Annotated in this window: 18 protein-coding genes, 1 other RNA gene and 1 riboswitch; of the genes, 13 read left to right on the forward strand and 6 right to left on the reverse strand. The window is 65.1% G+C overall.

The genetic code is table 11. The annotated features are described in order from the left end of the window. Positions 1–6 precede the first annotated feature (6 nt). From thrS to K6T56_05465, 13 genes are all read left to right on the forward strand, one after another. Positions 7–1,917, forward strand: coding sequence for a threonine--tRNA ligase (gene thrS / locus K6T56_05405; protein ID MCL6555780.1), 1,911 nt, complete (start codon positions 7–9; stop codon positions 1,915–1,917). A gap of 187 nt (positions 1,918–2,104) precedes the next feature. Then, positions 2,105–2,671, forward strand: coding sequence for a translation initiation factor IF-3 (gene infC, locus K6T56_05410; protein MCL6555781.1), 567 nt, complete (start codon positions 2,105–2,107; stop codon positions 2,669–2,671). A 94-nt stretch (positions 2,672–2,765) separates the two neighbouring features. Continuing rightward, a complete protein-coding gene (rpmI, locus tag K6T56_05415; protein MCL6555782.1) occupies positions 2,766–2,963 on the forward strand; it encodes a 50S ribosomal protein L35 in 198 nt (65 codons plus the stop codon). 12 nt (positions 2,964–2,975) lie between these two features. Further along, on the forward strand, positions 2,976–3,335 hold the full coding sequence (rplT, locus tag K6T56_05420) for a 50S ribosomal protein L20 (GenBank protein MCL6555783.1): 360 nt from the start codon (positions 2,976–2,978) through the stop codon (positions 3,333–3,335). 104 nt (positions 3,336–3,439) lie between these two features. Beyond that, a complete protein-coding gene (pheS, locus tag K6T56_05425; GenBank protein ID MCL6555784.1) occupies positions 3,440–4,429 on the forward strand; it encodes a phenylalanine--tRNA ligase subunit alpha in 990 nt (329 codons plus the stop codon). 3 nt (positions 4,430–4,432) lie between these two features. Further along, a complete protein-coding gene (pheT, locus tag K6T56_05430; protein ID MCL6555785.1) occupies positions 4,433–6,799 on the forward strand; it encodes a phenylalanine--tRNA ligase subunit beta in 2,367 nt (788 codons plus the stop codon). Positions 6,800–6,818: 19 nt separating this feature from the next. Further along, entirely contained in the window at positions 6,819–7,169 is a 351-nt protein-coding gene (locus K6T56_05435) for an integration host factor subunit alpha (GenBank protein MCL6555786.1), read from the forward strand. 41 nt (positions 7,170–7,210) lie between these two features. Continuing rightward, positions 7,211–7,570 carry a MerR family transcriptional regulator gene (locus K6T56_05440; protein MCL6555787.1) on the forward strand — a complete coding sequence of 120 codons (360 nt, stop codon included), beginning with the start codon at positions 7,211–7,213 and terminating at the stop codon, positions 7,568–7,570. A 56-nt stretch (positions 7,571–7,626) separates the two neighbouring features. Continuing rightward, positions 7,627–7,725: signal recognition particle sRNA small type (ffs, locus tag K6T56_05445), an RNA gene on the forward strand. Between the two features lie 43 nt (positions 7,726–7,768). Beyond that, a complete protein-coding gene (gene dnaX, locus K6T56_05450; protein ID MCL6555788.1) occupies positions 7,769–9,373 on the forward strand; it encodes a DNA polymerase III subunit gamma/tau in 1,605 nt (534 codons plus the stop codon). A 9-nt stretch (positions 9,374–9,382) separates the two neighbouring features. Continuing rightward, the gene (locus K6T56_05455) at positions 9,383–9,709 is read left to right on the forward strand and encodes a YbaB/EbfC family nucleoid-associated protein (GenBank protein ID MCL6555789.1); all 327 of its coding nucleotides are present in this window, start codon (positions 9,383–9,385) and stop codon (positions 9,707–9,709) included. 33 nt (positions 9,710–9,742) lie between these two features. Next, positions 9,743–10,342 carry a recombination mediator RecR gene (recR, locus tag K6T56_05460; GenBank protein MCL6555790.1) on the forward strand — a complete coding sequence of 200 codons (600 nt, stop codon included), beginning with the start codon at positions 9,743–9,745 and terminating at the stop codon, positions 10,340–10,342. 14 nt (positions 10,343–10,356) lie between these two features. Further along, positions 10,357–10,980, forward strand: a complete 624-nt coding sequence (locus tag K6T56_05465; protein MCL6555791.1) for a ParA family protein — start codon at positions 10,357–10,359, stop codon at positions 10,978–10,980. On the opposite strand, the gene K6T56_05470 is transcribed toward K6T56_05465, so the two are convergent. From K6T56_05470 to K6T56_05495, 6 genes are all read right to left on the reverse strand, one after another. Continuing rightward, positions 10,981–13,404, reverse strand: a complete 2,424-nt coding sequence (locus tag K6T56_05470) for a DUF1631 domain-containing protein (GenBank protein MCL6555792.1) — start codon at positions 13,402–13,404, stop codon at positions 10,981–10,983. 89 nt (positions 13,405–13,493) lie between these two features. Then, a riboswitch (cyclic di-GMP riboswitch) is annotated at positions 13,494–13,580 on the reverse strand. A 92-nt stretch (positions 13,581–13,672) separates the two neighbouring features. Continuing rightward, the gene (locus K6T56_05475; protein MCL6555793.1) at positions 13,673–15,502 is read right to left on the reverse strand and encodes a VWA domain-containing protein; all 1,830 of its coding nucleotides are present in this window, start codon (positions 15,500–15,502) and stop codon (positions 13,673–13,675) included. Positions 15,503–15,511: 9 nt separating this feature from the next. Beyond that, on the reverse strand, positions 15,512–16,495 hold the full coding sequence (locus K6T56_05480) for a 4Fe-4S binding protein (GenBank protein MCL6555794.1): 984 nt from the start codon (positions 16,493–16,495) through the stop codon (positions 15,512–15,514). Beyond that, entirely contained in the window at positions 16,482–16,880 is a 399-nt protein-coding gene (locus K6T56_05485; protein ID MCL6555795.1) for a hypothetical protein, read from the reverse strand. Before K6T56_05485 ends, K6T56_05480 begins: the two co-directional genes overlap by 14 nt. Further along, the gene (locus K6T56_05490) at positions 16,861–17,670 is read right to left on the reverse strand and encodes a CbbQ/NirQ/NorQ/GpvN family protein (protein MCL6555796.1); all 810 of its coding nucleotides are present in this window, start codon (positions 17,668–17,670) and stop codon (positions 16,861–16,863) included. The genes K6T56_05485 and K6T56_05490 overlap by 20 nt, the downstream gene beginning before the upstream one ends. Beyond that, complete coding sequence (locus K6T56_05495; protein ID MCL6555797.1) at positions 17,667–19,055, reverse strand: cbb3-type cytochrome c oxidase subunit I; 1,389 nt, start codon at positions 19,053–19,055, stop codon at positions 17,667–17,669. The genes K6T56_05490 and K6T56_05495 overlap by 4 nt, the downstream gene beginning before the upstream one ends. Positions 19,056–19,076 lie beyond the last annotated feature (21 nt).

A 19,076-nucleotide genomic window follows, 5' to 3' on the forward strand; every position in this document is an offset into this window, starting at 1 on the left:
GCCGCCATGCCCACGATCCGCTTGCCCGATGGTTCGCAGCGCACCTTCGATCATCCCGTGACGGTCGCCGAAGTGGCGGCCGCCATCGGGCCGGGACTCGCGCGCGCCGCCCTCGCCGGGCGGGTGAATGGCAGGCTGGTGGACACCTCCCATCGCATCGAGAACGATGCCGAAGTGGCCATCGTCACCGACAGGGACCCCGAGGCCCTGGAAGTCATCCGCCACTCCACCGCCCACCTGCTGGCGCAGGCGGTCAAGCAGCTCTACCCCGAGGCCCAGGTCACCATCGGCCCCGTGGTAGAGGACGGCTTCTACTATGACTTCTCCTACAAGCGCCCGTTCACGCCCGAGGACTTGGCGGCCATCGAGAAACGCATGACGGAGCTCGCCCAGCAGGACCTGCCCATCACCCGTTTCACCCTGCCTCGGGCGGATGCCATCCGTTATTTCAAGGACCTCGGCGAGCATTACAAGGCGCAGATCGTCGAGTCCATCCCGGAAGACGAGGAAATCTCCCTCTATCGGCAGGGGGATTTCACCGACCTCTGCCGCGGTCCGCACGTCCCCTCCACCGGTAGGCTCAAGGTGTTCAAGCTCATGAAGGTGGCGGGGGCCTATTGGCGGGGGGATTCCCGCAACGAGATGCTGCAGCGCATCTATGGCACGGCGTGGCTGCGCCGGCAGGACCTGGAAGCCTATCTGCACCGCCTGGAGGAGGCGGAGAAACGGGATCACCGCAAGCTGGGCAGGCAGCTTGACCTCTTCCATCTGCAGGAGGAGGCGCCGGGCATGGTGTTCTGGCACCCCAAGGGCTGGATCATCTGGCAGGAGATCGAACAGTACGTGCGCGCCAAGTTGTGCGCCCACGGCTATCAGGAAGTGCGCACGCCGCAGGTGATGGATCGGGTGCTGTGGGAAAAGTCCGGCCACTGGGAAAACTACCGGCAGCACATGTTCACCACCCGCTCGGAAAACCGCGACTACGCGGTGAAACCCATGAACTGCCCCGGGCACATCCAGATTTTCAACCAGGGGATCAAGAGCTACCGGGATTTGCCGGTGCGCCTGGCCGAATTCGGTGCCTGTCATCGCAACGAGCCTTCTGGGGCGTTGCACGGCATCATGCGGGTGCGCGGCTTCGTGCAGGACGATGCCCACATCTTCTGCACGGAGGAACAGGTTCAGGGCGAGGTGTCGGCCTTCATCGACCTTTTGCTGGAGGTGTACCGGGACTTCGGCTTCGAGGAGGTTTCCGTCAAGCTGTCCACGCGGCCGGCGCAGCGGGTGGGTACGGACGAAACCTGGGACAAGGCGGAGGCGGCCCTGGAGGCGGCGCTCAAGGCCAAGGGGCTCGCCTACCAGCTGCAGCCCGGGGAAGGGGCATTCTACGGCCCGAAGATCGAATTCGCCCTCAAGGATTGCCTGGGGCGGGTCTGGCAGTGCGGGACCATCCAGCTCGATTTCGCCCTGCCCGAACGCCTGGGCGCCCATTATGTGGCCGAGGATAACAGCCGCCGCGTGCCGGTCATGCTGCACCGGGCGATTCTCGGCTCCCTGGAACGCTTCATCGGCATCCTCATCGAGCACCATGCCGGTGCCATGCCCCTGTGGCTCGCACCGGTGCAGGCGGTGGTGATGAACATCACCGACGCCCAGGCCGACTATGCCGCGCGGGTGGCGGCGGAAATGCGGGCGGCGGGCCTGCGCGTGGAAACGGACTTGAGAAACGAGAAAATCAACTATAAAATCCGGGAACATAGTTTGCAAAAGCTGCCCTACCAGGTCATCTGTGGTGACAAGGAAGTGCAGGCAAACCAGGTGGCCGTCCGCACCCGCAAGGGCGAGAACCTGGGCCAGATGACCGTGGCTGCGCTGATCGAGCGCATGCGCCAGGAGATCGCGGCCAAGGTGGCCTGACGGCTGGATTGGAGCGAGGAGCCCGCTGACCGGGTCAGCGGGCTCCTCGCTTTAACGTGGAATAACGCGCAGCGTTTCCCCGCCTTTTCCCCCTTTTGGCAAGGGCAGTGGGGAAAGGACCATGGCGAATGGCGGCTTCGTGAGCCGCAAATCGCCCGGCGCGTTAACTTGATTGGAGGTTTCTGCTATCGCTCAGGAAAAGGAGGCGCGGGTCAACGAAGAGATCACCGCGCCGGAGGTTCGCCTCATCGGCATGGATGGGGAACAGTTGGGGATCGTCAGCCTGCAACAGGCCCTGGCGCTTGCCGAGGAAAACGACATCGACCTCGTGGAAATTGCGCCGACCGCCAAGCCCCCGGTCTGCCGGCTCATGGACTACGGCAAATTCAAATACCGGGAAGCGAAGAAGCGGCACGAGGCGAAACTCAAGCAGAAACAGATCCAGGTCAAGGAAGTGAAGTTTCGTCCGGGAACGGACGAGGGGGACTATCAGGTCAAACTGCGCAACCTGATACGTTTCCTGCAGGAAGGCGACAAGGCCAAAATCACGCTGCGTTTTCGCGGACGGGAGGTGACCCATCAGGAGCTTGGTCTGCGGCTCCTGAAACGGGTCGAGAACGACCTGGCGGAATATGGCCAGGTGGAGCAATACCCGAAACTCGAAGGGCGGCAGATGGTGATGGTGATGGCGCCCCTGAAAAAGCACAAGTCGGAAAAGGCCGGCAAAAAGGAAGCTCAGCCCAAACAGGTGTAGCTTCTGCCTACGGCTTGTTTTGATGAATCGGCCCCCCGCCGCACGCGGGCGTGGTCAGGGAAGGCAGTCTTCCCACGAATGCGGAGTAGCAAAAATGCCGAAGATGAAAACCAAGAGTGGCGCGGCCAAGCGTTTCAAGGCCCTGGGCAGCGGTGCGGTCAAACGTACCCACGCCAATCTGCGCCACATCCTGACCAAAAAAACCACCAAGCGCAAGCGCAACCTGCGCGGCATGACCCTCGTGGATGCGAGTGATGCCCGCCGCATCCGCGCCATGTTGCCCTACGTGTAAAGGAGAAGGACGATGCCTCGCGTAAAACGTGGTGTGACGGCGCGCGCGCGTCACAAGAAGGTGCTGGAACAGGCCAAGGGCTATCGTGGCCGGCGCAAGAATGTCTATCGCGTCGCCAAACAGGCGGTGATGAAGGCCGGGCAGTATGCCTACCGCGACCGCCGTCAGCGCAAGCGTCAGTTCCGTGCCTTGTGGATCGCCCGCATCAATGCCGGTGCGCGGGAATTCGGCCTCACCTATAGCCGCTTCATGAATGGCCTGAAGAAAGCGGCCATCGAAGTTGACCGCAAGGTGCTGGCCGACCTGGCCGTCTTCGACAAACCCGCCTTCGCCAGGCTGGCGGAACAGGCCAAGGCCAGCCTCGCGGCCTGAGGGAAGCGGCGCCGCGGATTCGCCTCTGCGCACCGCCCGCCGGGGTGGTCGGCAGGACAGGGAAAGGAGGCATCGCCGCCTCCTTTTCCATTTGCGGGAAGACCATGTCCATCGAAAACCTGGATGCCATCGTCAAAGAGGCGCTCGACACCCTGGGTGCCATCGAGTCTGCCGCCGAGCTGGAGCAGGTCAAGGCGCGTTGGCTCGGCAAGACGGGCAAGCTCACCGAGCTCATGAAGACGCTGGGAAAGCTGCCCGCCGAGGCACGGCCAGCGGCGGGGGCGGCCATCAACGCCGCCAAGCAGCGCATCGAGGAGGCGCTGAAGGCGCGGCGGGAAGCCATCCGCCTCAAGGCGCTGGAGATGCAGCTTGCCGCCGAGGCCCTTGATGTCACCCTGCCCGGGCGGGGGCGGGGCGTGGGCGGCCTGCATCCCGTCACACGGGTGTTGAGCCGCATCGAGGCGCTGTTTCTCTCCCTTGGCTTCGACATCGCCGATGGCCCGGAAATCGAGACGGATTTCTACAACTTCACCGCCCTCAACATTCCGGAGAACCACCCGGCGCGGGCCATGCACGACACGTTCTACGTGGACGAGGCGCACGTGCTGCGCACCCACACGTCGCCGGTGCAAATCCACTACATGCAGACGCACCGGCCCCCCATCCGCATCGTGGCACCCGGCCGGGTGTATCGGGTGGATTCCGACGCCACCCATTCGCCCATGTTCCATCAGGTGGAAGGCCTGTGGATCGATGAGCACCTGAGCTTCGCCCATCTCAAGGGCGTGGTGCAGGACTTCCTGCAGCGCTTCTTCGAACGGGACGATCTCGAAGTGCGCTTCCGGCCTTCGTTCTTCCCCTTCACCGAACCCTCCGCCGAGATCGACATGAGCTGGAACGGCGGTTGGTTGGAAATCGGCGGCTGCGGCATGGTGCACCCCAATGTGCTCAAACATGGCGACATCGACAGCGAGCGCTATCTCGGTTTCGCCTTCGGCCTGGGCGTGGAGCGGCTGGCCATGCTGCGTTACGGCGTGCCCGACCTGCGGCTTTTCTTCGAAAACGACCTGCGCTTTCTCAAACAGTTTGCGTAAGTCATGAAATTTTCGGAGAACTGGCTGCGCCGCTTCGTCGATCCGCCCCTCACCAGCGAGGCGCTGGCCCATGTGCTGACCATGGCCGGCCTCGAGGTGGAGGCGGTGGAGCCCGCCGCGCCGCTTTTCTCGGGCGTGGTGGTGGCCGAGGTCAAAGCCGTGAGCAAGCATCCCAACGCCGACCGTCTCCAGGTCTGCGGGGTGGATGTGGGCGATGCCCAGCTGCAGATCGTCTGTGGCGCGCCCAATGCGGCGCCGGGGCTGCGGGTGCCCTGTGCGCGGGTGGGGGCGCAACTTCCGGGTGGGCCCATCCGTCAGGCGACGGTGCGCGGCGTGGATTCCTTCGGCATGCTCTGCTCGGCAAAAGAACTGGGGCTCGCAGAGGACGCCGCCGGGCTCATGGTGCTGCCCGCCGATGCACCGGTGGGGGCGGACCTGCGGGCGTATCTGGACCTCGACGATCGCATTTTCACCCTGAAGCTTACGCCCAACCGCAGCGATTGCCTGAGTGTGGCCGGTATCGCCCGCGAGGTGTCGGCGGTGACCGGCAGTCCCTTGAGCCTGCCGCAGCCACAGCCGGTGCCGCCGGCGCATGGGCAGACCCTGCCCGTGGTGGTGGCTGAGCCCGGCGCCTGTCCCCGCTATTGCGGGCGCGTCATTACCGGCATTGACCCAAGCGCACGCACCCCGGAGTGGATGGTGCGGCGCCTGGCCCGCAGCGGTGTGCGGGCGATCAGTCCGGTGGTGGACATCACCAACTATGTGCTCCTGGAACGGGGCCAGCCCATGCATGCCTTCGACCTTGGGCGTCTTACTGGTGCCATCACCGTGCGCTTCGCCCAGCATGGGGAGCGGCTTACCCTCCTCAATGGCGAGACGGTGGAGCTTGCCCCGGACATGCTGGTGATTGCCGACGCCGCCCGGCCGGTGGCCCTGGCCGGCATCATGGGCGGAACGGAAACGGCGGTGGACGAAACCACGCGCGATGTCTTCCTCGAGGCGGCCTTCTTCGATCCCGGCGCCATTGCCGGCCGCGCCCGCCGTCTGGGGCTTGCCACCGATTCCTCCTACCGCTTCGAGCGGGGCGTGGACTTTGCCGCCACGCGCGAGTGCCTGGAATACGCCACGCGGCTCATCCTGGACATCTGCGGCGGGGCCGCCGGCCCCATCACCGAAGTCACCGGGCGCCTGCCCGAACGGCCCCCCATCCGCCTGCGACCGGAACGGGTGCGGCGGGTTTCCGGGCTTGAGCTGTCCGATGGGCACATCCGGGTGCTGGCCGAGCGCCTGCGCCTTCAGGTACGCGCGGCTGCAGGGGCGCTCGTGGTGGTGCCGCCCAGTTGGCGCTTCGATCTGACCATCGAGGAGGACCTCATCGAGGAGATCGTCCGCCTCCATGGTTACGAGAATCTCCCGGCGCAACGGCCGCTGGCGCCCGCCACCATCCTGCCGCTGCCGGAGGCCCGGCGGGGGGAGCTTGCGCTTAAGGAACGGCTCGTGCTGCGGGACTACCACGAGGTGGTGACCTTTAGCTTCGTCGATCCCCAATGGGAACAGGATCTGGGGCTGGGCGGGGCGGTGGCCTTGAAAAATCCCATCGCCTCCCACCTGGGGGTGATGCGCACCACCCTGTGGGGCGGTTTGCTGGACTGCCTGCGCTTCAATCTCAACCGCCGTCAGTCGCGGGTGCGCCTGTTCGAGCTGGGGCGCACCTTCCATCGGGGCGGGGACGGCTTCGAGCAACCCAAACGCCTGGCCGGCATCGCCTATGGGCCGGCGGACCCGGAACAATGGGGGCTTCCCAGCCGGCCGGTGGATTTCTTCGACGTCAAGGGGGACGTGGAAACCCTGTTCGCGGGCGTGGCCGATGGTGAACAGAAGCTCACCTTCCGCCGCGGCAGCCACCCCGCCCTGCATCCGGGCCAGTGCGCGGAAATCCTCTATGGCGGGCAGCGCATCGGCTGGCTGGGCAGCCTCCATCCCCGCTGGGTGCAAAAATACGAGCTGCCGGCGGCGCCGGTGCTGTTCGAGCTCCTGGTGGCGCCGCTGACGGGTGCGCGGCTGCCCCGGTACACGGAAGTGTCCAAATTTCCGCCGGTAAGACGCGATCTTGCCGTGATCGTCGACGAAAACGTGGAAGCCGGGGCCATGCTTGCCGCCTGTAGGGAGGCGGCGCCCCCGGAGGTCACGGAGGTGGCGCTGTTCGACCTCTATCAAGGCAAAGGCATTGATTCTGGAAAGAAAAGTCTTGCCTTCCGGATTCTAATGCAGGATACTCGCAAGACCCTGACCGACGCTGAGGTGGACGCGGTCATGGCGAGCCTCACCCAGGTCCTGGCCGACCGTTTCGGGGCCAGGCTGCGGCACTAGTCGCATCGCGAGGAAGCCTATGACTTTGACAAAAGCCGAACTGGCCGACCTAATCTTCGAAAAAGTCGGACTGAACAAGCGCGAAGCCAAGGACATGGTGGAATCCTTCTTTGAAGAGGTGCGGCTCGCCCTGGAGTCGGGGGAGAGCGTCAAGCTGTCTGGCTTCGGCAACTTCCAGTTGCGGGACAAACCCCAGCGGCCCGGACGCAACCCCAAGACCGGGGCGGAAATCCCCATCAGCGCCCGCCGGGTCGTGACCTTCCACGCCAGCCAGAAGCTCAAGTCCCTGGTGGAGGAATCCTTTGCCCGCCGGCTGCGGGAACAGCAGGCTAATCAGGCCGAACCGCAAACCGAAACGGCGGGCGAATAGCCGCCTGACGTCTTCTCACGCGCTCTTTTCCTCCCCGGGCCATGCAGAACACCAAGACCGACGCCTTGCCGCCCATTCCGGCAAAACGCTACTTTACCATCGGCGAGGTGAGCGAGCTGTGTGGCGTCAAACCCCACGTTCTGCGCTACTGGGAACAGGAATTCACCCAGCTCAAACCGGTCAAGCGGCGGGGCAACCGCCGCTACTACCAGCACCACGAGGTGCTCCTCATCCGGCGCATCCGGGAGCTCCTCTACGAGCAGGGTTTCACCATCAGTGGCGCGCGCAACCGTCTGGAGTCGGGCCTGCTCGATGAGCCCGATACCGCCGCCAAGCCCGCTGTCGATCTCGCTGCGATCCGGCGTGAAATCGAGGACGTATTGAAACTGCTGGAAAGCTAGGCATACCCTTGATTTCTCCTCCCCGATGGGGGATGATGCCGGCCCAACCCTTACATGGCGGGCCTCCCCGCATTGCAAGGCGGTGAACCTGGTCAGGTCCGGAAGGAAGCAGCCACAGCCGCTCACTGCAAGTGCCGGGGGTAAGGCTCGCCACCCCCCTTCGCGGTCCGGCACCGCGCCCTTTGATAAAATCGGCCCATGAGTTACCAAGTCCTCGCGCGCAAATGGCGCCCCCGCACCTTCGCCGAGATAGTGGGGCAGGAGCACGTGGTGCGCGCCCTGTCCAACGCCCTGGAACAGAAACGTCTGCACCATGCGTATCTGCTCACCGGCACCCGCGGCGTAGGCAAGACCACCCTCGGGCGGATCATCGCCAAATGCCTGAACTGCGAGACCGGCATCACCCCGCAGCCCTGCGGCGTTTGCGCGGCCTGCACGGCCATCGACCAGGGCCGTTTCGTGGACATGATCGAGCTTGATGCCGCCTCCAACACCGGCATCGACAACATGCGCGAAGTGCTGGACAACGCCCAGTACGCCCCCACCGCCGGGCGCTTCAAGGTGTACCTCATCGACGAGGTGCATATGCTCTCCAAGGCGGCCTTCAACTCCATGCTGAAGACCCTGGAGGAGCCGCCGGAACATGTGAAATTCATCCTCGCCACCACCGACCCGCAGAAGATTCCGGTGACCGTGCTGTCCCGTTGCCTGCAGTTCAATCTCAAGCAGATGTCGCCCCCGGCCATCGTGGCGCACCTGACGCGGGTGTTGCAGGCTGAGGGGATCGAGTTCGAACCGGCGGCGCTGCGGCTTCTGGCGCGCGCGGCGCAGGGCTCGATGCGCGATGCCTTGAGCCTCACCGACCAGGCCATCGCCCACGGCAGCGGGCGCATCCAGGAGGCGGACGTGCGCGCCATGCTGGGCGTGGTGGACCAGGGGTATCTCTTCGATCTCCTCCACGCCCTGGTGGCGCGGGATGGGCCGCAACTCATCGCCGTGGCCGACCGCATGGCGGAGCACAGCCTTTCCTTCGAGGCGGCGCTGCAGGATTTGGGGGTGCTGCTGCATCAGGTGGCGCTGGCGCAGACGGTGCCCGCCGCCCTGCCCGAGGATTTGCCGGAGCGCGCCCGCATCCTGGAGCTTGCCCGGCTCATGACGCCGGAGGAGGTGCAGCTCGATTACCAGATCGTCCTCACCGGGCGGCGCGACCTGCCCCTGGCCCCCGACGAGTACGCGGGCTTCACCATGACGCTGCTGCGCCTGCTCGCCTTCCGCCCGGAGGAGTGCGGGGAGGGGGAAGAGGCCGCCGAAGCCGCGGCAGTTACGGCAACTGGTGCGCCCGGCCCTGCTCAAAAAAAAACTGACGGGGACAGCGCGCGCAAAGAACCGCCCGGGGCGCAAGCCAAGGGGGCTCAAGCATTCGACGGCGACTGGGCGGGCCTCATCGCCCGCCTGCCCATGTCGGGCATGGCGCGCATGCTGGCCGAACACTGTGAGCTTGCCGCCTTCACCGACGGCCTCATCCGCCTCATGGTGCCGCCGGAGCACCGGCATCTCACGGACAAGCCCTATCAGGAAAAACTGCGTCAGGCACTGGAAGCCCATTTCGGCAGGCCCCTCAAGCTTCTCATCGAGACGGGTACCCTTAAGGGGCCCACCCCCGCACAACGGGCGCAAAACGAGCGGGCGCTAAAGCAGGCGCGGGCGGTGGAGGCCATCGAGGGCGATCCCTTCGTGCGGGAGCTTTTGGAACAGTTCGACGCGCGGCTGATCGAATCCAGCATCAAACCGGTTCAGCAATAGGAGAAAACCATGATCAAGGGTGGCTTGGGCAACCTGATGAAACAGGCCCAGATGATGCAGGAAAACATGAAAAGGCTGCAGGAAGAGCTGGCGGTCATGGAGGTGGAGGGCCAGGCGGGGGCAGGCATGGTCCGCGTCATCATGACCGGCCGGCATGATGTGAAACGGGTGAGCATCGACCCGAGCCTCCTCACCGACGACAAGGAAATGCTGGAGGATCTCATTGCCGCGGCGGTCAATGATGCCGTGCGCAAGGTGGAAGCCACCAGCCAGGAGAAACTGGGCGCCCTCACCGCCGGCCTGGGTCTGCCGCCCGGCTTCAAGATGCCCTTTTGAGGCTGGCGTGAGGCCATTCCCTTCCCTTTGCCGATGAGCGCCCCTTCGAGTCTTGAAGAACTCATGGAAGCCCTGCGCTGCCTGCCCGGCGTGGGGCCGCGCTCGGCGCAGCGCATGGCCTACCACCTGCTGCAGTACGATCGGGAAGGGGCGAAACGTTTGTCTTCCGCCCTGGCCTTGGCCCTCGAGCGGGTACAGCACTGCCGGATGTGCAACAGCTTCACCGAGGGTGAGGTGTGCACCCTGTGCAGCTCCGAAAGCCGCGATGCCACCACCCTGTGCGTGGTGGAAATGCCCGCCGACCTCATGATGATGGAGCAGACCCAGATCTACCGCGGCATGTATTTCGTCCTCATGGGGCGCCTGTCACCGCTGGATGGGGTGGGGCCGAAGGAGCTACATCTGGAGCGGTTGCTGAAACGGGTGGAAAATGGTGTGGTGCGGGAGGTGCTGCTGGCCACCAATTTCACCGTGGAGGGGGAAGCCACCGCCCATTACCTGGGCGAACTGCTCAAGGGTCGCGGACTCAAGGTGACGCGCATTGCCCGGGGTGTGCCGGTGGGCGGTGAACTGGAATACACGGACAGCGGCACGCTTGCCCAGGCTATTCTGGAGCGCCGGGAAATCTCCTGACCCAAGGAGGGGCCATGCAGACCATCCTCGTCGTCAATCCCAAGGGGGGCAGCGGCAAGACGACACTCGCCACCAATCTGGCCGGCTTCTTTGCCTGGCGCGGCGATCGCGTGACCCTCGGCGACATGGACCGCCAGCGCTCCAGTCTCCAGTGGCTTGCCATCCGCTCGCCAAAGCTGCCTGCCATCGAGGGTTGGGATGCGCGGGAGGCGGACCTCGACAAGCCGCCCAAGGGCACGGAGTGGCTGATCCTCGATGCGCCGGCGGGTATCCACGGCAGGCTGCTGGACGATGCGCTGCGGGCGGCGGACAAGGTGATGGTGCCGGTCACCCCGTCGCTTTTCGATATCTGGGCGGTGGCCGACTTCTTCGAGCTCATGCGCAGTCACAAGGCGGTGCGCAAGCACGGCGTGGAAATCGGCATGGTGGGCATGCGCGTGGACCCGCGCACGCGGGCAGCGGCCACACTCAGCCATTTTTTCGAGAAATACGAGCTGCCGGTGATCGGCTGGCTACGCGACACGCAGATTTACGTCCAGGCGGCGGCGCTGGGGGAGACCTTGTTTGACCTGCCCCGCTCGCAAAGCGAGCGGGAGCTGGAACAATGGCTGCCGCTCATCGACTGGGCGCGACGCTGATTACGCGGCCGCCTGCTTGAGGGTGGCGATGACGTTGTCCACCGCACGGTCGGAAAGGGGCGCCTCGTCGAGGAGACGCGCCGTGCCGATGCGGAAGGCGGCTTCCAGCTTTTCCCGGGGCATGGTGGCCCCCCGCTTGCCCTGCCGGTCGCAGAAGAGATAAGCGCCGCGCAGGGGGCTGATCCACTTCAGCTTGGCGGCGAGGGGCTCCATCCCCGTGTGGCGGAACTCCACCCACATGCCCGGTTTGAGGGCCGCCACCACTTCCCGCGCCATGTCCTCGTCGACTTCCACCCGGGCGGGGGGCGCGGCTTGGCTTGCCCCGGCTTCCTCTTCTTCTTCCACCCAGCCCACGGGCCCGATGGTGATCTCCTCCACTTCCACCTCCCCGTGAGCCGGGGTGAGGATTTCCAGTTTCACCGGCTCCGGGGCCGGTTCCCGTTTCGGGAAATGGAGCACCACCGCGGTTTCCTTTTTCGCCGGCGGGCTTGCGCTGCCGGATTCGGCAAAGCCGGCGCTCACGGCGTTGGCATGACATTTCACCAACTGGCTCAGGAAGCGTTCCCGCGCCGCTTGCGCCACGCCCACCGCCTCCATGCCGGCTTTCAGATGCTTGAGGAGTGACGGCAGGAGCTGGATGAGCCGCTCCCGTTCCTCGCGGCTTGCCTTGGGGCGGGTGCTCCAGACAAGGTCGTCCATGGTGGTCATGGCCTCCCGCCAAGGGGTGCCCTCCGTTCCCCCCTCCAGGTGGGCGCGGGCGAGCACGCTCGTCCACGTCTCGCAGAGGAAGGTGCGCACCACTTCGGGAACCTGCGCATCCCGGGCGCGGCTTGCCACGGCATCTTCCGCCGCCTCCTGGGCTTCGATGGCCGCCAGTTCCTGACGTTCACGGGCCTCGATGAGGGGTGTGGCGGCGGCCACCAGGGCATCCGCTTGGCGTTCCTGTTCCTCGAGGAAGGATTGCAGCTCGCCGATCGCCTGGTCGAAGAGGGCCATGTCGTCCTCGAAATCGTCGAGGAGCTTCTGCACGATTTCTTCCATCTTGCGATAGAGCGGATCATCGTGGCTTCCCTGCCAGCCGACGGCGGCCTCACCCAGCAGATTGAGCAGTCGCCGCGCGGGATGGGTTCGCCGGGAAAAGAAGGCAGGGTCGATCATCGCCGCCTTGAGCACCGGGATCTGCAGACGGCCGATGAGGGCCTTCAGGGTATCGGGCACGCGGGGATCGTCGAAGATGAAATCGAAGACCATGGCTACCACCTCGAGGGTCACCGCGGCGGTGGAACTGAGACTGTCTGCTGGCAGCGCGTCGCGGATGTCCCGCAGCACGGCCACGGGAACGCCCGCCGCGGCCTGGGCGAGCACGGGAATGTGTTCCACGCCCTGACCATGCTGCAGTTGGGTGAGCTGGGCAAGGAGGGCGTTGCTGGTGGCTCCCCCCTCGCCGGATGCACCCGCTGTACCGTAAGTCACGCCGGCGATGCCGGCAGGGCCTGCCCCTGGCGCAGCGGGAACCGGCCCGGCGGCAGCGACAGCCGGGGAAAGCCAGGCGAGAGGGCCGGCTGCCGCGCTCGCCCCTGCGGCCGGCAGCGTGCCCCGCTGGGCGGCGCGGGCAAACCACTGTTGCAGGTTGGCGAAGACGTCGTCGCTGTTGGCCGCCTGCACGGCCTCCACTGCCGCCTGGGCGGCAATGGCGGCGATTTCCGCGGTGTGGTCGGTCCCCCGCCGGATTTCATGGCGGATGCGGGGCAGAATGCCCTTGCCCACCAGGTATTGGTTGATTTCGTGGTAGGTGGCGGCCACGGCATCCTGCATATGCTTGTCCCACATGGTGACGAGGAGGAGCCGCACCTTGAGCGGTGCTTCCGTGTCCCGGCAGGCGGCCATGTAGGCATCGGCCAGCACGGCAGGGTCGAAGGGATTCTTCACCCGCCGGAATTCGGGGTCGCGGAGCAAAAGGCCCACGCGTTTTTCCAAGGCGGCGAGCTCCTCGGTGCAGCCGGTTCTGATCTTTGCCGCCATCTCCTGGGTGGCAATGGATTCCTCGAGATCATCCGGGTCCACGAGGGTGAACTGGTCCAAATCGGCATCTCGATGTGGCTGACGCTCCGCCTTTCGCGGCAGCAGGGCCGCCTGGATGCCATTGTGCAGGTGTTCCCGGAAGCGTTTTTCGATCTCCTCCGCGTGGTTTCGCACCAATGCCATGGCGTCCAGATGCAGCTGCTCCATGGTTCTTTCTGTGGCCTTCTGCGCCAGCTGGAAAAACTCCTCATCGGCCTTTTCCAGGGTGGCCTTCAGGGCGCCGCAGAGATTGCCAAGGGCAATCTGCACACAGCGCTCCAGGAGGCGCCGGTCGGCGGCGGTCGGCGCAGGGGCTGAACCTTCCAGGGGGTTGCGGATGTCGGTGGAATCGGCGTCTTCCATGGGGCTCTCCCGGTGGTCCTGGGACTCAAAACAAGCTGAACCTGCAACCTGACCAGGGGCAACGCCGGAAAAGGGATGCGTGCCGGACACCCAGCAGGCCCGCTGCCCTGGGGCGCTTGCCCGGTAGGCCGGAACCTTTGCGTCACCGCCTTTCGACGGTTTTGCCCTTGGTAGATGCCTGTGCTCAGGTACGGCCGTGAGCGGCCCTACCCAGCCGCTATCACGGCAGAGGCGTGGAAAACTTTAGCCCCCCAGCATGAACAGATGTTCAGGTGGTCAGCCGGGCGTAGAGACGGGGAAGCCTCCGGGGAAGCTCGGCGGCCTTGCCAATGACCAAGGCATGACCCGTGCCGAACAGGTGGCCGAGGTAGTCGGGCGCAGCGCGATCGATGGTGACACAGAAAGGAGTGATACCGCGCCGGCGTGCTTCCATCACCGCATGGCGCGTATCCTCAATGCCGTAACGGCCCTCGTAGTGATCAAGGTCATTGGGTTTGCCATCGGTGAGCAACAGCAACAAGCGCCGGGCAGCGGGTTGTTCGGCGAGAATCTGTGTGGCCTGGCGCAACGCGGCGCCCATTCGCGTGTAATAGCCCGGCTTGATGGCGGCGATGCGGCCGCGCACCGTATCGTCGTAGGGCTCGTGGAAATCCTTCAGCAGGTGAAAACGCACGTTATCGCGGCGCAGGGAGGAAAAACCGTACAGCCCGAAACGGTCATGGCTTGCCGACAAGGCCTCCGCAAACAGGAACAGGCTGTCCCGGATCACGTCGATGACGCGGGCCGTGTCGTTGGCGTAGGCGTCGGTGGACAGCGACAAATCGGCAAGCAGCAGACAAGCGAGGTCGCGCCGACTGGGTTTGGCCTCGCGGTAGAACCCCTGTTCCGCGGTGCCCCTGCGCAAACGCCGTTCGGCCAAATGGGTGACGAGAGCATCGAGGTCGAGCTCGCTTCCTTCCGGCTGGCGGGTAAGCCAGGTGCGTTCCGGTCGCAGGGCTTGGAACTGGCGGCGAAGGCGCCGCGCGATGGGCCGCAAGCCGTCCGGCAGACCGCAGGGCGCGGCGCGTTCGGCCAGCAGGGGCTGGATGCGACAACGGGCGGGCAGCAGCCGCTCAGTGCGGAAATCCCATTCCGGTAACCAGAGACCGGGGCCGAGGGGCGTGTCGTCCTCGGCAGGGGCAGGGAGGTCCAGGTCGAAACGGATGCGGGCGGCGCGGGTCTCGCCATCGCGGGCGATGGCCAGTCGATCGATATCGTCGGCAGCGGCGGGGTCGGCGTCCCCGTTTTCCTCCGTGGGCCGATGCACGCGAATGTAGTCTGCCCAGCTCAGGATGCTCTCGGCGCGGAAAAAGAGCAGAAAGGCATCCCTTCCATCCCGCACATCGACCCGCTCGCCTTGGCGCCGCCGACGGTCCTCTTTTGCCCGTCCGCCAATGGAAGTGCCGGCGTGTCCGCTGCGGGTCGCCGTGGCCGGGGTCGGCGGCGGGCTGGGATGAAGCCAGAGGGGCACCGGTTGCCAGGGACGGCGCGCCTGGGGCAGACGGCGGAGGTGGCCGGGATGGCGCAGGGCGGCCTGGATGGCCCTTTCCTGCGCGGCTTCATCGGCAGGCAGGCGCTCCGGGGCAGGGCGCAGGGGCAGCAGCGCGGCCACCAGTTGCCGGTAGCGCCGTTCAAGGCCGGGATAACGGGCCCAGAGGCGCAGGCTTGCCTCCTGCTGGGCTTGAAACCAGGCGTCGGTATCTTTCCACGTGGTGTCACATTCGGCGGCGAGGGCAATCAGCCATAGATAGAGATCACGATTGAGCGCGGCTTGGGGGAACAGCGCGAGACGGGAAGGCAGCAGGAGCGCCTCGCCATTCCGCCAGGCGAGTTCCACACGCTGGTTGACACCCGCCAGGCGGGCAAGGTGGTTGCGACGTGCTCCGTGGGGCGTGGCCACGGTGGCCTTCACCGTCAATCCTGGCGCCCCGCCGAAGGCGCGAAAAAGAATGCCGGCGGTGGGAGCGACTTCCTCCAGGGTGATGGCGGCTGCGCCATGTTCACGCTCCGCCAGGCTGCGCAGGAAACGATCCCACAGTTTGCCAACCCATTCCTCCATGTTGCCACCTCAGCGTGGGTGCGCTGCCCTCACCGCGGACGACTGCCTGCCGGGGAAGCATCCGCTGGCGGCCAACTGGTGCCGGCCCCGTTCCCCTTTGTCCAGGGCGCAGGGCCCGGAAACCCATTGCAACAGCCCGCCGTCGGCGTTGTTTCTTTGCACCATGGCACAGGCCCGTATGCACTGGCCACATTGGGTACAGGCAAACATGTTCCGCTTGACGGTGCGTGGATGCAGGCGCATGGGACACGCGTTATCGCAGGCATTGGCGCAAGCCTGGCAGGCATGCGCCCGGCTCCGGTCGAAGCCGACCACCAGAGCATGGGGATTGGCCATCCAGGCCAGGCTCTGGAACAGCCCCACGGCGCAGCCATAGCGGCAGAAGAGGTGCCGCGCCAGCGTGAACTCGATGAACAGAAGCACCGTCGCCACGATGAGGAAACGGGCCTGGTTGGGGCTTAACCGGCCGTTTAAGAGGTTGCCGTAGACTTCTGCGGGGGGAAGCAGATAGCTGAGCAGCACCACCGCCCAGAGCAAGGCAAACACCAAGGCGGCGGCAATGGTCACCGGCCACCAGGCCGGGCTTGTGCGCCAGGGTCTGCCGTCCGCCCGCTGCAGCGGAAGCCGCTGCCGGTCCCATAGGCTGTGCTTGCCGATGCTGCGCCGCATCAGTGCATTGATCGTCTCCACCACAGAGAAATGTGGGCACAGCCAGCCACAATAGAGCCGGCCCCAGCGGTAGGCAATGGCGATGACGAGGCCGGCTGCGGCAAGGAGGGGCAGGAAGACACGGCTCATGATGCGGAAAGCCAACTCGCCGGCGTCGATGGTGCCGGCAACGAAGTCATCGATGCCGATCACCCACGGCCGCTTGAAAAGGATGGCGTGGCCTTGCGTGAGGTCGAAGCGCAGCAAATCCAGTGGCGGCGCCAGCACGAACAGGGCGAAAAAACCAACACGCAATAGCAGCCGCAGCGTTTCAAGGGGTTTCATCGCAGGGCCTGCCGATCAACGGATAACGATAGGGCTTGCCGGCCATGGCCTTGGCCAGACCGACGATGCCCAAGAGGACCAGCGTGGAATGAAAGATCGTGAAATAGAGAATGGCCACCACCCACGTTGCGGGCCGCTCGTAGCCACCGAGGGCGATGATGGCGGCGTTGGTCAGAATGAGCAGCGCGCCCGCCCAAAGGCTGCCGACCAGGGTCTGGGTGAGATGGCAGCGGGCCAGCGCCGGTGCCTGCCGCCGTGTTCGCCACCACAGAAAGAGCAGGGCCAGGAATGCGAGCCCCGGCAGCAGAAGCAGGTTGGTCAGGTAAAGGACTTCTGCGGCCACGGCGATGGATTGACCCCGGCGGTCATTGGGCGAAGGTGACACGCACGAGCTCCATCAGGGCGGCAGCGGTGGTCTCGTCGTCGGTGAGGGATTCCACCACCGCCGCCTGGCAGGCCTCGATGGGGGGGAAACCACTGCGGATGAGGCTTGCCGCGTACACCAACAGGCGCGTGCTCGCCGCCTCTTCGAGGTCGTGATCCTTGAGGGCACGCAGTGATTGACCCAGTTGCACCAGCCGGCGTGCCAGGAGCGCATCGACTCCGGCCTCGGCCATGATGATCTCCTGTTCCACCTCTGCCGGTGGGAAACCCAGGCTCACGGAGACGAAACGCTGACGTGTGCTGGGTTTGAGGCTTTTCAACAGGTTCTGATAGCCGGGATTGTAGGAGACCACCAGCATGAACTCCGGCGGCGCCTGCAGGGTCTCGCCCAGGCGCTCGAGGAAAAGCATGCGGCGGTCGTCCAGCAGCGGGTGGAGCACGACTGTGGTGTCCTTGCGCGCCTCCACCACCTCATCCAGATAACAGATCCCCCCTTCCCGTACCGCCCGGGTGAGCGGGCCGTCCTGCCACCACGTCCCCGCTTCACCCACCAGGTGGCGGCCGACCAGATCGGCCGCAGAGAGATCATCGTGGCAGGCGACGGTATACAGGGGCCGCCCAAGACGCGCCGCCATGTGGGCGACGAAACGCGTCTTACCGCATCCCGTCGGCCCCTTGATGAGGAGGGGCAGACGGTTGCGAAACGCCTGCTCGAACAGCTCCACCTCCCGCCCCTGGGGCCGGTAGTAGGGTGGGGGCGTCACCCTGCGGATGGGAGCGCAGGAGGTCATCGGCTGCCCTCAATAGCGGTTTCGCGCCCTTCGCCGACAAAAAAGCTTGCCACATACACCACCAGCCCGACGAGGAAGACCACTCCGGTCAGTTCCCGCAGCCAGTAGAAGAGGGCGATCTGGTCCTGCACTTGCATGAACGGCAGCGGCGTGGCGCTCACCCGCTGCAGCCAGACCTGCAGGATGCCGGCAGCCGTGAGGAAGAGCGTGATGAACACCATCGACACCGTCATCAGCCAGAATGACCACATTTCCATGATCTGCGACCTATTGCTGTTGGCCTGCCGACCGCGCAGAAGCGGCATGGCGTAGGAAATGATGGTGAGTACCACCATCACGTAGGCACCGTAGAAGGCCATGTGTCCATGGGCGGCGGTGATCTGGCTGCCGTGGGTGTAGTAATTCACTGGCGCCAGGGTGTGCAGAAAACCCCACACCCCGGCACCGAGAAATGCCATCACACCGGTACCCAGCGCCCAGAGCGTGGCCGCTTTGTTGGGGTGCTCACGCCGGCGGCGGTTCACCATGTTGAAGGCAAAGACGGTCATCATGAAGAAGGGGATGGGCTCCATGGCCGAAAACACCGATCCCCACCATTGCCAGTAACCCGGCGTGCCGATCCAGTAGTAGTGGTGTCCGGTGCCCACCACGCCGGTGATCAGGGTCATGGCGATGATGACATAGAGCCATTTCTCGATCACTTCCCGGTCCACCCCCGTGATCTTGATCAGGACAAAGGCGAGCAATGCGCCGAGGATCAGTTCCCATACCCCTTCCACCCACAGGTGTACGACCCACCACCAGTAGTACTTGTCCAGGACCAGGTTGGCCGGGTTGTAGAAGGAAAACAGGAAAAAGATCGCCAGGCCCCACAGACCGGTGAGCAGCACCAGGCTGATGGAGGTCTTGCGCCCCCTCAATACCGTCATGCTGATGTTGTAAAGAAAGGCCAGCGCCACCACCACGATGCCCAGCTTGGTGATGGTGGGCTGCTCGAGGAACTCACGGCCCATGGTGGGCAGCAGGGCATTGCCGGTGAGTTCGGCAAGCCGCCCGTAGGGAATGAGCAAATAGCCGAGGATGGTGAGTGCGCCAGCAATCAGGAATACCCAGAACATGAGCCGCGCGAGTCGGGGGCTGTGCAGCTCGGTCTCCGCCTCTTCCGGCACCAGGTAGTAGGCGGCCCCCATGAAGCCGAACAGCAGCCAGACGATAAGCAGGTTGGTGTGAACCATGCGTGCCACGTTGAAGGGAATCGCCGGGAAGAGGAAGTCCCCGATCACGTACTGCAGGCCCATGATCAGACCGAACAGGATCTGGCCCGCAAACAGCGCGATTGCCGCCACGAAGTAAGGCTTGGCCACAGCTTGCGACTGGTATTGCATGATGAATCTCCCCGCTCTGAG

It is taken from the genome of Burkholderiales bacterium (assembly GCA_023511995.1).
In the GTDB taxonomy this organism is placed as follows: Bacteria; Pseudomonadota; Gammaproteobacteria; order Burkholderiales; family Thiobacteraceae; genus Thiobacter.

Coding starts and splice junctions, on each gene's coding strand:
- thrS (MCL6555780.1), top strand. CDS start 7: ATGCCCACGATCCGCTTGCCCGATGGTTCGCAGCGCACCTTCGATCAT.
- rpmI (MCL6555782.1), top strand. CDS start 2,766: ATGCCGAAGATGAAAACCAAGAGTGGCGCGGCCAAGCGTTTCAAGGCC.
- rplT (MCL6555783.1), top strand. CDS start 2,976: ATGCCTCGCGTAAAACGTGGTGTGACGGCGCGCGCGCGTCACAAGAAG.
- pheS (MCL6555784.1), top strand. CDS start 3,440: ATGTCCATCGAAAACCTGGATGCCATCGTCAAAGAGGCGCTCGACACC.
- pheT (MCL6555785.1), top strand. CDS start 4,433: ATGAAATTTTCGGAGAACTGGCTGCGCCGCTTCGTCGATCCGCCCCTC.
- K6T56_05435 (MCL6555786.1), top strand. CDS start 6,819: ATGACTTTGACAAAAGCCGAACTGGCCGACCTAATCTTCGAAAAAGTC.
- K6T56_05440 (MCL6555787.1), top strand. CDS start 7,211: ATGCAGAACACCAAGACCGACGCCTTGCCGCCCATTCCGGCAAAACGC.
- dnaX (MCL6555788.1), top strand. CDS start 7,769: ATGAGTTACCAAGTCCTCGCGCGCAAATGGCGCCCCCGCACCTTCGCC.
- K6T56_05455 (MCL6555789.1), top strand. CDS start 9,383: ATGATCAAGGGTGGCTTGGGCAACCTGATGAAACAGGCCCAGATGATG.
- recR (MCL6555790.1), top strand. CDS start 9,743: ATGAGCGCCCCTTCGAGTCTTGAAGAACTCATGGAAGCCCTGCGCTGC.
- K6T56_05465 (MCL6555791.1), top strand. CDS start 10,357: ATGCAGACCATCCTCGTCGTCAATCCCAAGGGGGGCAGCGGCAAGACG.
- K6T56_05470 (MCL6555792.1), bottom strand. CDS start 13,404: ATGGAAGACGCCGATTCCACCGACATCCGCAACCCCCTGGAAGGTTCA.
- K6T56_05475 (MCL6555793.1), bottom strand. CDS start 15,502: ATGGAGGAATGGGTTGGCAAACTGTGGGATCGTTTCCTGCGCAGCCTG.
- K6T56_05480 (MCL6555794.1), bottom strand. CDS start 16,495: ATGAAACCCCTTGAAACGCTGCGGCTGCTATTGCGTGTTGGTTTTTTC.
- K6T56_05490 (MCL6555796.1), bottom strand. CDS start 17,670: ATGACCTCCTGCGCTCCCATCCGCAGGGTGACGCCCCCACCCTACTAC.
- K6T56_05495 (MCL6555797.1), bottom strand. CDS start 19,055: ATGCAATACCAGTCGCAAGCTGTGGCCAAGCCTTACTTCGTGGCGGCA.